Below are 16,341 nucleotides of genomic sequence, written 5' to 3' on the forward strand. Positions count from 1 at the left end.
CCGGAAGTGAGAAGTGAGATGTTTCAGAACTGAGACTTTCTGGAGCACAACAGTCCGGAGGCAGAGAGCATGTTACAAGCAAAGAATTCGGATTGCCCAAAGATGAGGTTTTAAACTACTAGTGAAATATCCTATGGATGAAGATGCTGCATTAGCCTTTATGGCGGACTATGATGAGAGGTAAACGTGGAATATTCTAAAGAAGATTTAGTTGAAGCGAAAAGACAGATTGATTCGACTCTGCACAAGCTGAGAGAAACTATAAAGACTTTTGAAGGGAAAGAAAACGCAGAGCGTTACAAATCTCAAATTACATTGGCAAGGAGAAGGGTAAAAGCCTTTGAAATCGCAAATTATCTTATTGAAGAAGAAATGAAATAACAGTTGCTGAGAAAGCAGGAAAGTATGATACCTTCCTGCTTTTGCGTTATCATTGATGACGTATACAAGCGACCCTTCCTGTGTTTGTCATACAAACCCCAACTTCTTTGTTTCATTAAAAGCGTAAATTGTGGTATAATGATTCCACAATCTTACGATTTTATCGCAAGGTAGGAATCATTGAATTATATGTTGCGATTGTATTTTCAGAGGAATGCACATAGTATAATGAACGCATCGATTCTGCAGCTTGCATCGAATTCTATAGCAATCACATCGGCATGTTCAGCAACGAAGTCTATGCGCTTTTCGAAAGAGGTGGTGTGCTTAAACTTTTAGAAGATGAATATGAAGATTTACATGGAATGAGCATGGAGTATATGATGCAGTTCATAGATGATTCTATATCACGGTTCTACGGCTATAGTGAAACAACCGCAGATTATAACAAAAGAAATTGGCAGAGATTTTGGCGCTGCTTTCTATACCACAGATATCAGAGATAAAACAATTCGCTGGGCGAAGAGAAAAGCTCGACTTTATTTCAAACAGACAAGACGCAACGTTGATTTTTACGTTTCTGTATATGAATGGGAACGGAATCCTTCACTGAACATCTTAGAATTTAATGATGCTTCAATGTAATGGCAGGAGCAACAATCATCAGAATGATTGTTGCTAAATATAACTTAACAGAAAAACAGGCGCTAAGAGACTTCTATGAGTCTGCGACAGGTGCGTCTCTGTCAGATGACGAAACTGGTTTATATGGTCAATCTCCCTTGTATATCTTAGGACTTTATATAGAAGAAAAGGAGACGCAACTTGACTGCTGACATTCTCTAGCTTATCCGTTATTATATGAATATTTTAAAGAAATACGAGAGATAAATTACAAGGAGGTACTATCATGGCTGAATGGAATGTATACTACGACAGCTTTTTCTACGCTGACCTGCAGGAGCCGAAGACGCAAAAATCCGGTGTGGAAATTTCTATCAACAAAGATTTCCTGTGGGGCGATGAGGAATGGAAGATCTTGTCCATGTACCTCTTTGACAAAGGACCAGTTTTTCACATTTGCAAGAGAATCAAAGATGAGACGATTCGTGAATTTTATGACAAATGGGGTTATTTGATGCAGATGGCAAAGGAAGACCGCCACAATGAAGTTTCCTTTGCAGAATGGGAAATGATGCGCTCTGACAGTCCTTATGGAGAAACCCCGTCTATTCACATCACAATTGATGGAAGCCCTGTAGATTCCGGACACTCAATGAGCGATGCTTGGATTCCCCTTTGTTATGATAACCCTGAACCTTGTGAAAACATGCCCCATATCCTAAGTCATTATTCACTGGAGGATTCTGACGGCTGGCTCATCATCCATGTGGAGGGCGAATGGCCAGAAGATTTCGCCAGCGTAGAGGACATCAGTCAAATAGAAGTTTCCCTGGTAGCCGAAGACGTTGATATATCTGGCCCTCATTTTTCGATCAAAGAAAATGAAACGGAAATCAAGTTTATCAGACCACTTACAGGCCAACAGCACACGCTGAAAATCCTGTCCAGCGAGCCAGCCTCCATAGATAATGATGAAGAAGATCGCCCGTGGCACAATACGCAACTGACCTATACCCTTGAACCAGATTTGTCGAAAGATATCTTTTCTGTCAGAGACTGTTCATATGGCGAGATAGGCGGCGTTGGCATAATACTTGACCGTGATGAAGAGGACGACGCTGTTCACACTGCGTTTTCCTCCCTTTATTTCAATCCACCAGAGGAAATCGAGTGGCGTATAGTCTTCCATGAGAAAATCAAAGAGGATCTCACCCTGACTTTACAAGCAGGCAGAGATTTTGGTATAATAAACACATGATCCTAACGACTTCGTCGCAAGGAAGTGTTTATTGAATCATGTGCTTCGATTCTATATTCAAAGGAATGCACATGGTATAGTCAAACGAAAGGTCCAAGAAAAGGAGTAAATAAACATATATGGCAAACAAATTATCCCCAATGATGCAGCAATATTTAGAAATCAAGGCAAACTATCAAGATTGCATTATGTTTTTCAGACTGGGAGACTTTTATGAGATGTTCTACGAAGACGCTATTGAGGTCTCGCGAGAATTAGAATTAACATTAACAGGAAAGAACTGCGGTCAAGAGGAAAGAGCTCCCATGTGCGGAGTTCCTTTTCATTCCGCAGATACATATATTGCCCGACTGGTGGAAAAAGGATACAAGGTTGCAATTTGTGAACAGACAGAGGATCCCGCCGCTGCAAAGGGCATCGTTAAGCGCGAAGTAATTCAAATCGTAACGCCGGGTACTGTGACTTCACAGTCTATGCTAAATGAAAAAGAAAACAACTATTTGGCATCTGTCTATATGGACAAAAACGGCATGTCCATTTCCTATTGTGATATCTCTACTGGCGAGTTATATACAACAGAAGAGACAAGCAGTATTGATATCTTTGAAGACGTGCTCAACGAACTGGTAAAAATAGATGCTAAAGAAATTATGATCAACGAGTCCTTTGCACTTCATTATGGAGAAGACGAAATCAAGGCTGTAACGGGCGGCTTTCTCTTCGTGATGAACGATTCCTATTATCAGCAAAAGGCTGCGGAGGACGCGATAAAAGCCCAATTCGGCGCTATCTCACTTACAAGCCTTGGACTGGCCGGCAGAGAGCTTTGCGTACTGTCTCTAGGCGCACTTTTAGCCTATCTTTTAGAGACCCAAAAACAAAATCTAAAGCAACTGACTCGCTGCCAGTTCTACGAAATCGGAAAACATATGTCCCTGGACAAAGCAACACTGCGCAATCTGGAGATTACAGAGACATTATATGATAAAAGAATACAAGGCTCCTTGCTGGGTGTTTTAGACAAAACCGGGACAGCCATGGGAAGCCGCAAAATGAAGCAGTGGCTCAGAGAACCGCTTAACAATGCCTCAGAAATCAATCTCAGGCTGGATGCCGTAGAGGAATTAACGCAGCAGCCTATGCTGGAAAACAATCTCAGAGAGGCCTTGAAACAGGTTTACGACTTTGAGAGGCTGACAGGCAGAATTGCCTCCGGCAATGCCAACGGCAAAGATCTCATCGCTTTGAAAAATTCTGTCTTCGTACTGCCGGAAATCAAAGGCGGACTTGCGTATTCCCAGTCTATGCTTTTGCAGCAATTATGCGAACAGATTCACGATCTTGCGCACATCTATGACCTCATAGACAAGGCCATCTGCGAGGATTCTCCTTATACCATCAAAGAAGGCGGCGTAATTAAAGAAGGATACTCTGAAGAATTAGACAACATTAAATTCTCTATCAAAGACGGCAAGCAGTGGATCGCCAACCTGGAAAATGCAGAAAGAGAACGCACCGGTATCAGAAATCTGAAAGTCGGTTTTAATAAAGTGTTTGGCTATTACATCGATGTGACTAAGTCTAATATCGATTTGGTGCCCGACGATTATATCAGAAAACAGACTCTGGTTAACAACGAACGTTACATTACACCAGAGCTGAAAGAAATGGAAAATCTGGTTCTCAATGCGGAAACGAAAATCAATCAGTTGGAATACGAGTTGTTTACTGAAATCCGTGCTGACATTCAAGGCTATATCAAAGAAATTCAGGAGACTTCTCAGGCTATCGCCCAGCTTGACGTGCTCTGTTCTTTTTCAAACGTAAGCAACAAACTAGGATATGTAAAACCGATGATCGACGAAAGCTTTGAACTACAAATCGAAAAGGGCAGACATCCCGTTATTGAACAGATGACAGGCGGCGGCATGTTCGTCTCAAATGATACTTACCTAAATAATACGGATACCAGCATGTTAATTATTACCGGACCGAACATGGCAGGCAAATCCACTTATATGCGGCAGACCGCTTTAATCGTCCTCATGGCCCAGGCGGGGTGCTTTGTCCCTTGTGAATACGCACGTATCGGTGTTGTAGACAGAATTTTTACCAGAATAGGCGCTTCAGATAATTTGGCCCAGGGACAATCAACATTCTTCGTTGAAATGAGTGAACTGGCATATATCCTGAACTGTTCCAATGAGCGCAGTCTGATCATCTTGGATGAAATCGGCCGCGGCACCAGCACCTATGACGGACTTTCCATTGCCTGGGCTGCTGTGGATTATCTGTGCAATGAGCAGGCACATATCAGGACTTTATTTGCAACACATTACCATGAACTGACCGTTTTGGAAGAACAGATCAAGGGGGTTCGCAACCTCAATGTTGACGTTTCAGAAGAGAACGGCAATATCGTCTTCCTGCACAAAATCATTCCCGGTTCCGCCAGCCGCAGCTACGGTATCCACGTGGCAAAGTTAGCAGGTATTCCGAACGCACTTCTTGAGAACGCTCAAAACAAACTGCACGGTCTGGAGGAGGGCAGCGTCCAAATTGAGATTACGGCGCCAAAGCAGGAAGAAATGCAGTTGGCGGCCGAAGAGCAGATTTCCTTCTTTACGCCGGGACCAAATCCAATCGTGGCGCGGTTAAAGGAGCTCAATCTCATGGAAATCACGCCATCACAAGCTATTAGGATATTAGAAGAATTAAAGGATGCAATCGATGATTAGAGTTTTAGAAAAGAATGTGGCAGATAAAATTGCTGCTGGAGAGGTCATAGAAAGACCTGTTTCTATTGTAAAGGAACTGGTGGAGAATTCTATCGACGCAGGAGCAGATTCCATTGTCGTCGAAATAAAAAACGGGGGAAAATCTTATATCAGAGTCACTGATAATGGCTGTGGAATTCCTAGAAACGAAGCAGAAGTCGCTTTTCTGCGCCACGCAACCAGTAAAATTGAAACGGCAAAAGATCTCAATGCCATTGAGACTTTGGGTTTCCGTGGAGAGGCGCTGGCCAGCATTGCAGCAGTCACACATACAGAACTGATAAGCAAGACAAAAGAGGAAAAAATCGGAATCAAGCTGCTGATTCACGGCAGTGAAGTCCTCGACAGCAGCGGTACAGGCTGTCCAGACGGTACGACGATTATCATCACTGATCTATTCTACAATACGCCAGCACGGCAAAAGTTCCTCAAATCTGACTCGGCAGAGAGCGGACAAATCATAGACTTCATGTCACAGATCGCATTAGCGTATCCAAACATCAGATTCCGTTTTATCAATAATGGGAATGTCACTTTTTCTACGACAGGTAAAGGTGACCTCCTCAATGCAATTCTATCAGTATATAAGCTGAGTGAATACAAGGATCTTGTCCCTGTAAGTCGCTGTGATGATTTAGGCAGCGTTACCGGCTATATTTCAAAGCCGTCCTTATCTCGTACGACTAGAAGAAATCAAATTTTCTTTGTTAACGGCAGAGTCGTTTCCAGCAAAGTCATTGAGAGAGGCGTAACAGAAGGGTATAAAGAACGACTCTTCGAAGGAAGATATCCAGTAGTCTTTCTGTTCATTCATACTGACCCTGAGAAACTTGATGTCAACATTCATCCCAATAAGAGAGAGGTCCGCTTTGACGATGAATACCAAATTGTAGAATTGGTTTCTACGGCTGTCAAAGAAGCCTTGGGTACAAAGGCCGCCGTCATCGAAGTGAAAAACGTCTTTAAGGACGAAACTGCAGCGCCGGTTAAAAGAGAAGATAGAGCAGAAAATCAAGTTGACATAAAACAGATATTGTCTACTAAACGAGACTTGCCTCAGGTGAAAGAAACGCTGGCGCCATACCAGCACCAAGCAGCACAGTCAGAATTGCAGCCGTCTGCAAAAAAAGAACATAAAATACCGCCAATGCAAGGTAAAACAGAACTATCCATCGAAAAGCCCTTTATGCAGCCTTTTGACTTTGATGAGTTAGAATTGACAGGCGCTATATTTGGTACCTATATCACGGCTGTCGACGGAAAAAACTTCTATCTGATCGATCAACATGCAGCTCATGAGCGGATTTTTTACGAAAAGCTGGTAAGTGAATATCTCTCCAGCGAAAAAGTGCGGCAGCCAATCTTGACTCCGATCATCATCGAAGTGCCTCTGTCTGTCAAAGAAAACGAATACGATTGGCTGGACTCCTTGACTGAGATGGGTTTCACGGTGGAAGATTTTGGTCAGAACTCATATGTTATTCGTGAAATTCCGACTTTTATGGAAATTACCGAGGCAGAGGATTTCGTCAAAGTCTATATCGACAATGTGACGGAGGGAACCAACCTGAACAATACGGTGGTCATCAACAAACTGATCACAAAGTCCTGCAAATCCGCCATCAAAGCCCATGACTACATTTCAATGGAAGAAATGAAGGCCCTCCTGGATCAACTGAAACGGTGTAAAAATCCGTTTTCCTGTCCCCATGGCAGGCCGACCTTTGTAAAATTTTCACAATACGAAATCGAACGAATGTTTAAGCGAGCATAAAAAATATGAAAAGAGAAATCATCGTCATCTGCGGCCCGACAGCCGTTGGAAAAACTGAATATGCCATAGAAACCGCTCTTCGGATGAACGGAGAAATCGTCTCCTGCGATTCCATGCAGCTATACAAATACATGGATATCGGCAGTGCGAAACCGACAGTGGAGGAGCAGGCACGGGTCAGACACTACCTAGTAGATCAGATCGATCCGGCAGAAGCTTTTTCTGCAGCAAAATATCAAACTCTGGCAAAGGCCGCCATCGAAGAAATCTTTGCCAAAGGGAAGACCGCTGTCATCGCAGGGGGCACTGGTCTTTACCTCAATGCACTTCTCTACGACATGGATTTCAGCGCGCCGCCGAGAAACGACGCTTACAGAGATCAGTTGTATAAGGAAGCGGAGGAATTTGGTCCCGCGTATCTCCACCAAAAACTGCTCTGTATCGATTCGGACGCTGCCGCAAGAATTCATCCCAACAACATCAAAAAAGTCGTTCGCGCTTTAGAAGCAGCAGAAGAAGGGGCGAAGGTCAAAGATTTTTCGAAAGATCTAACGCCAACCCAGGATTATAGCGCGGTTTTAGTCGGCCTCACGAGAAATCGCGGAGAACTGTATGACCGCATCAACAGACGAGTGGATATCCTCATAGAAAAGGGACTTTTAGAAGAAGTCAGAAACCTTCTGGCCAAGGGATTGACAGAGGCAGATATTTCTATGAAAGGTATCGGTTACAAGGAAATCATTGCCTACTATCACGGCCAGTATTCCTTGGAAGAGGCTATAGATCTGGTAAAGAAGAACACCCGCCACTACGCCAAGCGCCAGCTGACATGGTTCAAGCGATACAAAGATATGAAGTGGTTTAATATATCAGAATACGACAGTGATACAGACTGTCTGAAGGAGATCTTTCAATGGCTGGAAAAGAAGTAAGAATACACAACAAGAGCGATAAGCCAGACAACATTGTAAAAAAAGAGGCGCAAATTTTTCAGGAATGTGAGGAAATTGAAAAGGAACTGCCCAGATTTCTGAAAGGCTTTTTTATCTATTTAAAAGGAAATGTCCTGCCCATGTCCAGGCTGGCATATCTTCACGATATTCGTTTTTTTTGTAATTACCTGATTTCAGAAACGGATTTGACCGCTGCAAAACAGACTTCTGAAATTACCCTAAAAGAATTTGAAGACATAAAAGCAGTAGACATCAATATTTATCTGGACTATTGCAGAAAATATAAGGTAGAAACCGACAAGAACATCTATGTCTACGAAAACAACAACAAAACTCTGGCCCGTAAGAAATCCTCCGTATCAGTCATGTTCAAGCAGCTCTATCGCGATCAACTGATATCAAAAAACATCACTGACGGTTTTGATCCGATCCGCGTCCCAAAGGCAGGGGAAAAGGAGATCAAAGCCCTACAGGACGATGAGGTCATGATCATGCTGGATGCTGTTAGCAATGGGACTGGATTAACAAAGCATGAGTATGCCTATTGGCAGAAAACAAAGAAAAGGGATAAAGCCATTTTGATGTTGTTTCTCACCTATGGCCTGCGTCTTTCTGAACTGCAGCAGCTTAATGTATCCTCCTTTCATTTTTCACGAGGTGAATTTAAGATTTACAGGAAGCGGGGAAAAGAATCCACCATGCCTCTCAATGAATCGTCAACGGCTGCAGTAGAAGATTACCTGGCAAATGAACGTCCGGCAGAGGATACTTTGCTTGAGGAACACAGGGACGCACTATTTTTATCACTGCAGGGAAAACGAATGACCGACAGACAGATTCGTGAGTTAGTAAAAAAATACACTGCAATTGCTTTAAATACAACAAAAAAAGCGGGCTATAGTCCTCATAAACTTCGTGCCACTGCTGCTACCAGTCTAATCGGCCGTGGCAACTCTATCTACGATGTAGCAGCGCTTTTAGATCACGATCAGGTGACCACCACGCAGCTTTATGCACAACATAAACAAAATGTGAAACGAGATCTAGTCAAGGATATGGAGTGGGAGAAGGAAAGGACAGAAAAATGAAGAAAACAGACCTGAGAGGTATTCTGTTCCTCGTTTTCGCTGCCATGATCTGGGGATTTGCCCTGGTAGCACAGAAAGCAGGAACGGAGAATCTAGGGCCACTTACGTTTACAGGTCTGCGCTGTATGCTGGGGAGTTTATCTATGATTCCGCTGATTATCATTCTGGATGGAAAGAAAACACCGGAGCAAAAGGAGGCGGAACACAATCCAGCCATCCTGCTGAAAGGCGGAATGCTCTGCGGATTAGTAGTTTTTTCCTTCACAATTCTTCAGCAAATCGGTATTCAATACACAACCGTTGGAAAATCTGGTTTTATCACTGCGATCTATATCATATTAGTGCCTCTTGCCGGTTTGTTTTTGAAGAGAAAAGTTGAGAAGAGAATATGGTTCGCAGTTCTGATCGCCCTGGCCGGATTTTATCTGATGTGTATGAGCGAAGGACTCACTGCCATCAACAGAGGGGATATTTTGATGCTTATGGCTTCTGTAGGGTGCGCGGTGCATATTTATGCCATAGACTATTTTGTAAACAAAGTTGATCCTGTAAAGTTCTCCAGCCTGCAGTTCCTGATTACAGGAATAATCAGTTTAGTTTTGGCACTGTTTCTGGAGGATATTCGCTGGCAGAACATATTCGCAACAGCTGTGCCGATTTTGTATGCCGGTATCATCTCTTGCGGTCTAGGTTATACCTTTCAAATATTAGGTCAAAAATATGTAGAACCGGCTAAGGCCTCGCTGCTCTTAAGCAGTGAAACCATATTCACCATGCTGGCGGGTATGCTTTTCTTTCAGGAGATGCTATCGATTAAGGAATACATAGGATGCGGATTAATCTTCTTTGCCATTATTCTTTCACAAATCCAACGAAAATCTTAAGTTTTGCTTAAAGGTTGCCCGTACTTATTTACAAATCGATCAAAAGGATTATAATCATATATTGTAATATACATTAAATGGAGAAAATATGAACAATTATACAGACCAACTATTAATAAAAGATTTTGGAATCGAGAAAAAAGTATTAGAATTGATCAAGCAAGCAGAAAAAGAGGTTTTAAGCGAATATGAAGCCCTAGACGATATAATGGCTTATAATCAATATAAGGTTTTGTCAGCTTTGCAGAAGAATAGGATTGCCGACATGCATTTTGCTTGGAACACCGGATACGGGTATGATGATCCGGGCCGCGAGGCCATCGAGAGAGTCTACGCGGATATCTTCGGTACAGAAGCCGCCCTTGTAAGACCTACCATCGTAAACGGCACCCATGCGCTTGCCATCACTTTGATGGGCGTTCTCAGGCCCGGCGACGAACTGATTTACTGCAGCGGCGGTCCCTATGACACCTTAGAAGAAGTGATAGGAATCAGGGGAGAAGGGAAGGGTTCTTTAAAGGATTATGGCATTACTTACAAACAAGTAGAGTTACTGCCTGACGGCTCAATAGATTTAGAGACATTAGGGAAGACGATCTCCGATAGAACCAGAATGGTTTCTGTACAGCGTGCGACGGGGTATGGTTGGCGTAAATCTATTACTGTAAACCAAATCGAGACTTTGACGAAATTCGTCCATCAAATACGCGCAGACATCGTCTGCATGGCGGATAATTGTTATGGAGAGTTTTTGGATATCAAAGAGCCGACAAATGTCGGTATTGATGTGATGGCAGGCTCCCTAATCAAAAACCCGGGAGGCGGACTTGCCCTGACTGGCGGTTATGTCTGTGGACGCGACGATTTAATAGAAAAAATATCTTACCGAATGACTTGTCCCGGCATCGGCGGCGAGTGCGGGTTAACCTTTGGCCAGACCAGGTCCATGCTGCAAGGAATTTTTATGGCGCCAAAGGTGGTAAATGGTGCCGTTAAGGGTGCAATCCTCTGTGCAAAAGTCTACGAGATGCTGGGATATGAAGTTTGTCCTGGAACGAAAGATGATCGCAGTGATATCATACAAGCGGTAAAACTAGGTTCTCCGGAAGCCGTTGTTGCCTTTTGTGAGGGAATTCAGGCCGCAGCACCCATCGACGCACATGTTTCACCAGTTCCATGGGAAATGCCAGGTTATGAATCAGAAGTTGTCATGGCTGCAGGCGCTTTTGTGCAGGGTTCATCTATCGAACTCAGTGCGGATGCACCGATCAGAGAGCCTTATAACGTTTATTTTCAGGGGGGACTGACTTACGAGCATTCAAAATTTGGGGTTTTGAAATCAGTAAATCAACTGTACACAAAAGAGTTATTAGAGGATTTTTAGGTTTTACAGGATTAGAGGTGTATTATGGACAAAGAATTATTCAAGGACAATGCGCACCGTGCAAAAGATGAATTTGATGAATTAAAAGAAAGCGCACATCGTACGAAAGACGAAGTAAAGGCAAATATAAAAAGAGCCAAGAAGCTCAAGGTCGTATTATCCATACTGAAGTTGACAATCTTGGCGGGTATTGTAATTGCAATACCACTCTATGTTTACTTTTTCCAAAAAGACTTTCTCAATCAATTTAAATCCTTTGACGACATCATTGCTGTATTAAAAATGTACAAGACCCAGAGCATTTTTATCTATATCGGTGTCCAGATCATACAGATTGTCATCAGTGTCATTCCTGGTCAAGCATTTCAATTTGCCGCCGGATATCTGTACGGTTTCTTACCAGGATTATTATATTCGATTATCGGTGCCACCTTGGGTACACTGATTTCATTCTACTTGGCTAAACTGCTTGGGAAAGATGCAATCCACCTCTTCTTTGGCGAAGATAAGATGACATATTTCATCGATAGGCTCAATAGTAAAAAAGCCTATACCATCGTATTTCTAATTTATTTGATACCAGGGCTGCCGAAAGATATTGTCAGTTATGCTGCTGGTGTTTCAGAAATGAAATGCAAGCCATTTTTAATCTTATCTCTGATTGGGCGGATACCTGGTATGGCTGGAAGTCTTTTAATCGGCTCGCTATATATGAAACAACATTATATAGGTATGGGAATCATTGCTGTTCTCGCCGTCGTAGCCTTTATTATCTGTATCATCTTTAGAAAAAGGATCAGCAAATATTTAGACAAATTTTATGAGAAGATTGTAGATTGATTAAGAAAGGAAAAATAAAAATGAATGATGTAAAAGCAAACATTACCATGGACGATTTAGACAAAATCGATGTCAGAGTCGGCACCATTGCGTCTGTGGAGGACATGCCAAATTCTAACAAATTAGTGAAACTCATTGTGGATTTTGGTGATTTTAAGAGACAGATATTGGTAGGAATGAAAGGTGAACGTGATAATCCAAAGGAAATAGAAGGGCAGCAGGCACTCTTTGTGGTAAACCTGGCACCCAGAAAAATGGCAGGGGAAATGTCAGAGGGCATGCTCTTTGATATCGGCTATGAGAGCGGCATTATCCCAGTATTGGCACAGCCAGAAAAGCCAGTGCCAAACGGAACGAAAGTAGGATAGTTAAGTTAAAAAGTCCTTTGCATAAATGCAGAGGACTTTTTTAGTGTATGCAGAATTATATTGATTCACTGTGCGAACATTTGTTTATTTTTTCATTGACAAAGAACATTTATTCTGTTATTATATAGAAAACGAACAAATGTTTAAGAAGGTGAGAGAATGAATAAGAAATATAGAATTACATCCAAATTTAGATTTACAGCATTTTTAGTTGTTGCAATTCTTTGCATCTTTACAATCATAGGTACATTGACAGGAATCAATACAGTCAGCAGCTCCTCTATGAATCAATACAACCAAGTCAAAGTTGAACTTGGCGATACTCTTTGGGAAATTGCCTCAGAATATGGTCCTGCTGATATGGACGTTCGTCAAGTCGTTCATGAGATTTGTCAACTCAACGACATTACCGCCGGTCAGCTAGAAGCCGGTCAGAAGATCATCGTACCTGTATATTTATAACCTGCAAAAGGGAATTTTCTAAAACCGGCAAAACTAGCAGTTTTATGAATTAAAACTATGGGACAAGATATCAAACGCATATAAAAAATCGCTTAAAACGCAAAATAGAGCCTCGGTATTTTAGAGATTTCTATATTATAAAAGTGGAAATGATGGAGTCTAAGATTCCCATTTCCACACACTAAAATAGACAACACACAAATTTTTCCTATACAAATAAAACCTCCCAACTAGTTGATATAACAAGTCTGGGGGGTTTTATTTGTATAGACATAATTGAATGTGATTATATCTGCTGAGTTTAACATAACTATTCCCAAAATTATGTTTTTAGGAATAGTTATTGCGCTTCTTTTAGACGCATTAAATAGTATATCGATTCAGCATTCCTCTCTTTTCTTTGCTTCTAGTTTTAAATATTTTTTTTGTAATTGCTCTTTTAATACGACCTCTATAAATATTATATTTGTTGCTAATTTATATTTTTTATCATAACTCAATTCACTTGGATCATTGCGAAATGCTAAAATATCAGCTTTATCAATTGAAGTTAATGATGCTAAGATATCTTCAGTAATACCGCATTCGCACAGTAAATCTATAATGCCACATAGCCTATCATCTGGTGAGATAAACTGTATCATGTATAGGTTTTCTAATAGTACATGAAGTTTTAATTTTTCGTCAGAATCTAAAATTAAATTCGCCTTGTTATTGTCAGAATATTTTTTCTTGTGTTCTGACACATTAATAAGGTCTTCAGGTAGATTCTTATCTATTACTAAATCTTTAATTAGTTCTTCTAAAGATATACTGATAATTGGTTTCATATAACAGTCTCCTTTATAAATTTTCTTGGTTGAAAGATTACAGCTAAATTAATGTTTACATACACCAGCATTTAAAAAACAATACAAGAAACATTTGAGTAATTATAATTGTTTTCCGAATCTACATAGAAACCATGCACCTAATTCTATGGAAAATCATTCTCAGCACTTAGTAAGCATGTCTGTGCATCCTGCCCCCAATATGCGGGATTTATTTCTCTTTGCTCGCCTGTAATAGGTGTAAAATTAGGCGTCTCTGTAGGTGCCCTCATTGGAACTTTAACAGGGGCAAACGGTTTAGTAGAATCATATCAGGACGTGACATTCACGTATAAATACAAGCGAAGCGGATCTAATGATGGTGCTTATTGGCTATTCTACATGTTTGTAATAAACTCCTTGGAATTCAAGATATTCATAGTTTCCTAAAATGCTAAACCTAAATATGTTCTTATTTCCTCGCTTAACAACGTATGAATTCGTGTTATTTACAAATTGACTTTTTAATTTTCCATAGTCCTTGCTTGTATTTCTTATGGTTATTTTTTCTAGCTTCTCAATCACATTTGTATCCACTAAAGACGAATCTTTTACTTCTTCTGCTTCGATCTCTGTGGAACTTTCCATTAAGATCCTGTACTTATTATTATCTAAAACATCTTCCAAACTTAAAGGTCTATAGTAATACAAACTTAACAATAAAGTGACAATGAAAAAGATGGAGACAATTGTAGTGTATTTATCCCATTTCTTTCTTTTAATAGCAATAAATATGCATATAAGAACTATTACAATATAAGCTATTATTAAAAACTGATTTTTCAATATCATTTAATGTGCCCCCTTCGTTTTACCTGATAAAGCATATTCGTCAACTTAAATGCTCTACTTATCAAATTATGGTAATCTCATGCCCTTCCATCTTTATCTCCTGGATTAGATGGCCACCCACAGTTATTTAGAAAAAATCAAAATTGAAATGTTATTCTTTATTAATGCCAACTTTCAAATAATTCACACCACTTATCTTTAATCCACGAATCTTTACTATTATGACTTGTTTCAATCAATTTGTAGAGCTTGTCATATTGATCTTTATCCATATTTATGACCAAAAATGGTGCAACTTTTAATCCTGCCATCTTAGCAGCGCATACCCTTCTATTACCGTGAACAATAGTAAAATTTTTTCGTTAGGTATAACAACTATTTCTTTCATTATACCATCTTTTATTATACTTTCAATGAAAGCGGTAAGATCATCATTTTCATCATCATAAAGAATACTTTCGCTATCTAATTCTCATAAATCCAGTTCTAACATTTGCTTAGACTTATTTCTTAGAAAGTTAAACCTATTTTTCAAATAATATTGTAGCTATTTTTTCCCAATTTTGCAAGAAAAGGAACTGATACAACTTTAATATTCAAATACAAATTCTGTCAGTTTTAATTTTGTTCAACTATTAACTGCTGTAAACTGGTATTTTATATATAGGATTCATCCTTTTCTTTCGCAGGTTTATCTGCCAGCATCTTTTTGATTTCAAGCTCTCTGTCTTTCTCTGGTCACTCCGTTTTCTGAACCAGCATTAACAGGTTAAATTTGCAAAACTAACCTGTAAAACTTCTTCTGTTCACATTGCAATTCTTCTTAACCTCCTGTGTAATAGTAAAAAGACCTGGATAAATCCAGGTTTTTTTACTATTGTAGAGTCAACTGTAAGGAACATAGCCTGCTTCTATTGAGTCTGAATGCCAATAGGTAAGTGTTTACGAGTAATTTACTGATTTTCTTAATTTTAGTACAGGTTTTTTTTTCTGTAAAGATAATCGTAATATATGCTTATGCCATCGGCTTTGAAAAGACATCCTACAGCATAATAAAATATTGTTTTTTTCAAATGTAAAAGATATTTGATAGACAAAAGCTTCTAATTATGACAAGATATTAGGAAAGGAGCAGACTATGGAAATTGGAAAGAAATTAAAAAAAGCACGAGTACAGTCAGGATATACACAAGAAGAAGTTGCTGAGCAGCTGCAAGTTACAAGACAGACAATTTCTAATTGGGAAAATGAAAAGTCTTATCCAGATATTATCAGTGTCATCAGCCTGAGCGAAGTTTATCAGATCAGTCTGGATGAACTGCTAAAAGGAGACGATAGAATGATTAAGCATCTTGACGAGACAACTAATGTTGTAAAAAGCAATCGCAAGCTGCTATTTGCGGTCATAGTTAATATCCTGCTTATGGCACTGTTTGTCGTGATTAACATGACTTTACCTGAAAATAAATATATACTAGCGGGAAGTTTTAGCATAATCATGATCAGTACAGCCACCCTTTTCTACCAACTTATCAAGAAATTTTAGGAGGCAGCAAATATGAAATGGTACGAAATTCTATTATTTATCTCTATGTTTATCATTGCAGTCATTATTGTGTATCATATATACAAAATGACAGAGCTGGATGCAAGAAGTCGAGGTTTCAAACATCCTAAGCTCTGGGGACTCTTTGCATCAGGCGGGCAAAACGGAGAAGGCATCCTCTTGTACCTCATCGGTCGCAGGAAATACCCATCTGCAATGACAGAAGCGCAAAAGTCAGATATGGAGAAATACAAAAAAAATATAGGCATCAGTCTAGTCTTTTTGATCATTGTCTCCATTGTATTTGTCTGTATGATTATCTTTACCGAGTTATAGTAACA

General features: G+C 40.1%; 18 protein-coding genes. 16 read left to right on the forward strand and 2 right to left on the reverse strand.

Annotated elements, in window-relative coordinates:
- The first annotated feature begins 186 nt into the window (after positions 1-186).
- From BN6539_RS19025 to yneA, 14 genes are all read left to right on the forward strand, one after another.
- Positions 187-381, forward strand: coding sequence for a hypothetical protein (locus BN6539_RS19025; RefSeq protein WP_067541918.1), 195 nt, complete (start codon positions 187-189; stop codon positions 379-381).
- A gap of 254 nt (positions 382-635) precedes the next feature.
- Positions 636-887 (forward strand): DUF3791 domain-containing protein, encoded by a 252-nt coding sequence (locus tag BN6539_RS23520; RefSeq protein WP_276326631.1) that lies wholly within the window; start codon positions 636-638, stop codon positions 885-887.
- Positions 778-1,026 carry a DUF3990 domain-containing protein gene (locus BN6539_RS23525; protein WP_067541920.1) on the forward strand — a complete coding sequence of 83 codons (249 nt, stop codon included), beginning with the start codon at positions 778-780 and terminating at the stop codon, positions 1,024-1,026. Before BN6539_RS23520 ends, BN6539_RS23525 begins: the two co-directional genes overlap by 110 nt.
- Entirely contained in the window at positions 1,026-1,217 is a 192-nt protein-coding gene (locus BN6539_RS19035) for a hypothetical protein (protein ID WP_067541922.1), read from the forward strand. Before BN6539_RS23525 ends, BN6539_RS19035 begins: the two co-directional genes overlap by 1 nt.
- A 74-nt stretch (positions 1,218-1,291) precedes the next feature.
- Positions 1,292-2,263 (forward strand): hypothetical protein, encoded by a 972-nt coding sequence (locus BN6539_RS19040; protein ID WP_067541924.1) that lies wholly within the window; start codon positions 1,292-1,294, stop codon positions 2,261-2,263.
- 119 nt (positions 2,264-2,382) lie between these two features.
- Positions 2,383-5,001 carry a DNA mismatch repair protein MutS gene (gene mutS, locus BN6539_RS19045; protein ID WP_067541926.1) on the forward strand — a complete coding sequence of 873 codons (2,619 nt, stop codon included), beginning with the start codon at positions 2,383-2,385 and terminating at the stop codon, positions 4,999-5,001.
- Positions 4,994-6,814: a DNA mismatch repair endonuclease MutL gene (gene mutL / locus BN6539_RS19050; RefSeq protein ID WP_067541928.1), complete on the forward strand. Its 1,821-nt coding sequence runs from the start codon at positions 4,994-4,996 to the stop codon at positions 6,812-6,814. Before mutS ends, mutL begins: the two co-directional genes overlap by 8 nt.
- 5 nt (positions 6,815-6,819) lie before the next feature.
- Positions 6,820-7,746, forward strand: coding sequence for a tRNA (adenosine(37)-N6)-dimethylallyltransferase MiaA (gene miaA / locus BN6539_RS19055; protein ID WP_067541930.1), 927 nt, complete (start codon positions 6,820-6,822; stop codon positions 7,744-7,746).
- Entirely contained in the window at positions 7,728-8,855 is a 1,128-nt protein-coding gene (locus BN6539_RS19060; RefSeq protein WP_067541932.1) for a tyrosine-type recombinase/integrase, read from the forward strand. Before miaA ends, BN6539_RS19060 begins: the two co-directional genes overlap by 19 nt.
- Positions 8,852-9,739 (forward strand): DMT family transporter, encoded by an 888-nt coding sequence (locus BN6539_RS19065; RefSeq protein ID WP_067541934.1) that lies wholly within the window; start codon positions 8,852-8,854, stop codon positions 9,737-9,739. The genes BN6539_RS19060 and BN6539_RS19065 overlap by 4 nt, the downstream gene beginning before the upstream one ends.
- Before the next feature lie 88 nt (positions 9,740-9,827).
- Positions 9,828-11,123 carry a methionine gamma-lyase family protein gene (locus tag BN6539_RS19070; protein WP_067541936.1) on the forward strand — a complete coding sequence of 432 codons (1,296 nt, stop codon included), beginning with the start codon at positions 9,828-9,830 and terminating at the stop codon, positions 11,121-11,123.
- Between the two features lie 24 nt (positions 11,124-11,147).
- Complete coding sequence (locus tag BN6539_RS19075) at positions 11,148-11,963, forward strand: TVP38/TMEM64 family protein (protein ID WP_067541937.1); 816 nt, start codon at positions 11,148-11,150, stop codon at positions 11,961-11,963.
- A 20-nt stretch (positions 11,964-11,983) separates the two neighbouring features.
- Complete coding sequence (locus BN6539_RS19080) at positions 11,984-12,331, forward strand: tRNA-binding protein (RefSeq protein WP_067543557.1); 348 nt, start codon at positions 11,984-11,986, stop codon at positions 12,329-12,331.
- Positions 12,332-12,490: 159 nt separating this feature from the next.
- Complete coding sequence (gene yneA, locus BN6539_RS19085) at positions 12,491-12,793, forward strand: cell division suppressor protein YneA (protein WP_067541939.1); 303 nt, start codon at positions 12,491-12,493, stop codon at positions 12,791-12,793.
- A 380-nt stretch (positions 12,794-13,173) separates the two neighbouring features.
- On the opposite strand, the gene BN6539_RS19090 is transcribed toward yneA, so the two are convergent.
- Together BN6539_RS19090 and BN6539_RS19095 are read right to left on the reverse strand one after the other, a co-directional pair.
- Positions 13,174-13,623 (reverse strand): HTH domain-containing protein, encoded by a 450-nt coding sequence (locus BN6539_RS19090; RefSeq protein WP_067541941.1) that lies wholly within the window; start codon positions 13,621-13,623, stop codon positions 13,174-13,176.
- A gap of 372 nt (positions 13,624-13,995) precedes the next feature.
- Positions 13,996-14,454, reverse strand: a complete 459-nt coding sequence (locus BN6539_RS19095; RefSeq protein WP_067541943.1) for a hypothetical protein — start codon at positions 14,452-14,454, stop codon at positions 13,996-13,998.
- Positions 14,455-15,592: 1,138 nt separating this feature from the next.
- Between BN6539_RS19095 and BN6539_RS19100 the strand changes: the two genes are divergently transcribed.
- On the forward strand, positions 15,593-16,000 hold the full coding sequence (locus BN6539_RS19100; RefSeq protein WP_067541946.1) for a helix-turn-helix domain-containing protein: 408 nt from the start codon (positions 15,593-15,595) through the stop codon (positions 15,998-16,000).
- Between the two features lie 12 nt (positions 16,001-16,012).
- Positions 16,013-16,336, forward strand: a complete 324-nt coding sequence (locus BN6539_RS19105; RefSeq protein ID WP_067541949.1) for a hypothetical protein — start codon at positions 16,013-16,015, stop codon at positions 16,334-16,336.
- The last annotated feature ends 5 nt before the right edge of the window (positions 16,337-16,341 follow it).

This window comes from Emergencia timonensis, from assembly GCF_900086585.1.
Lineage (GTDB): Bacteria > Bacillota > Clostridia > Peptostreptococcales > Anaerovoracaceae > Senimuribacter > Senimuribacter timonensis.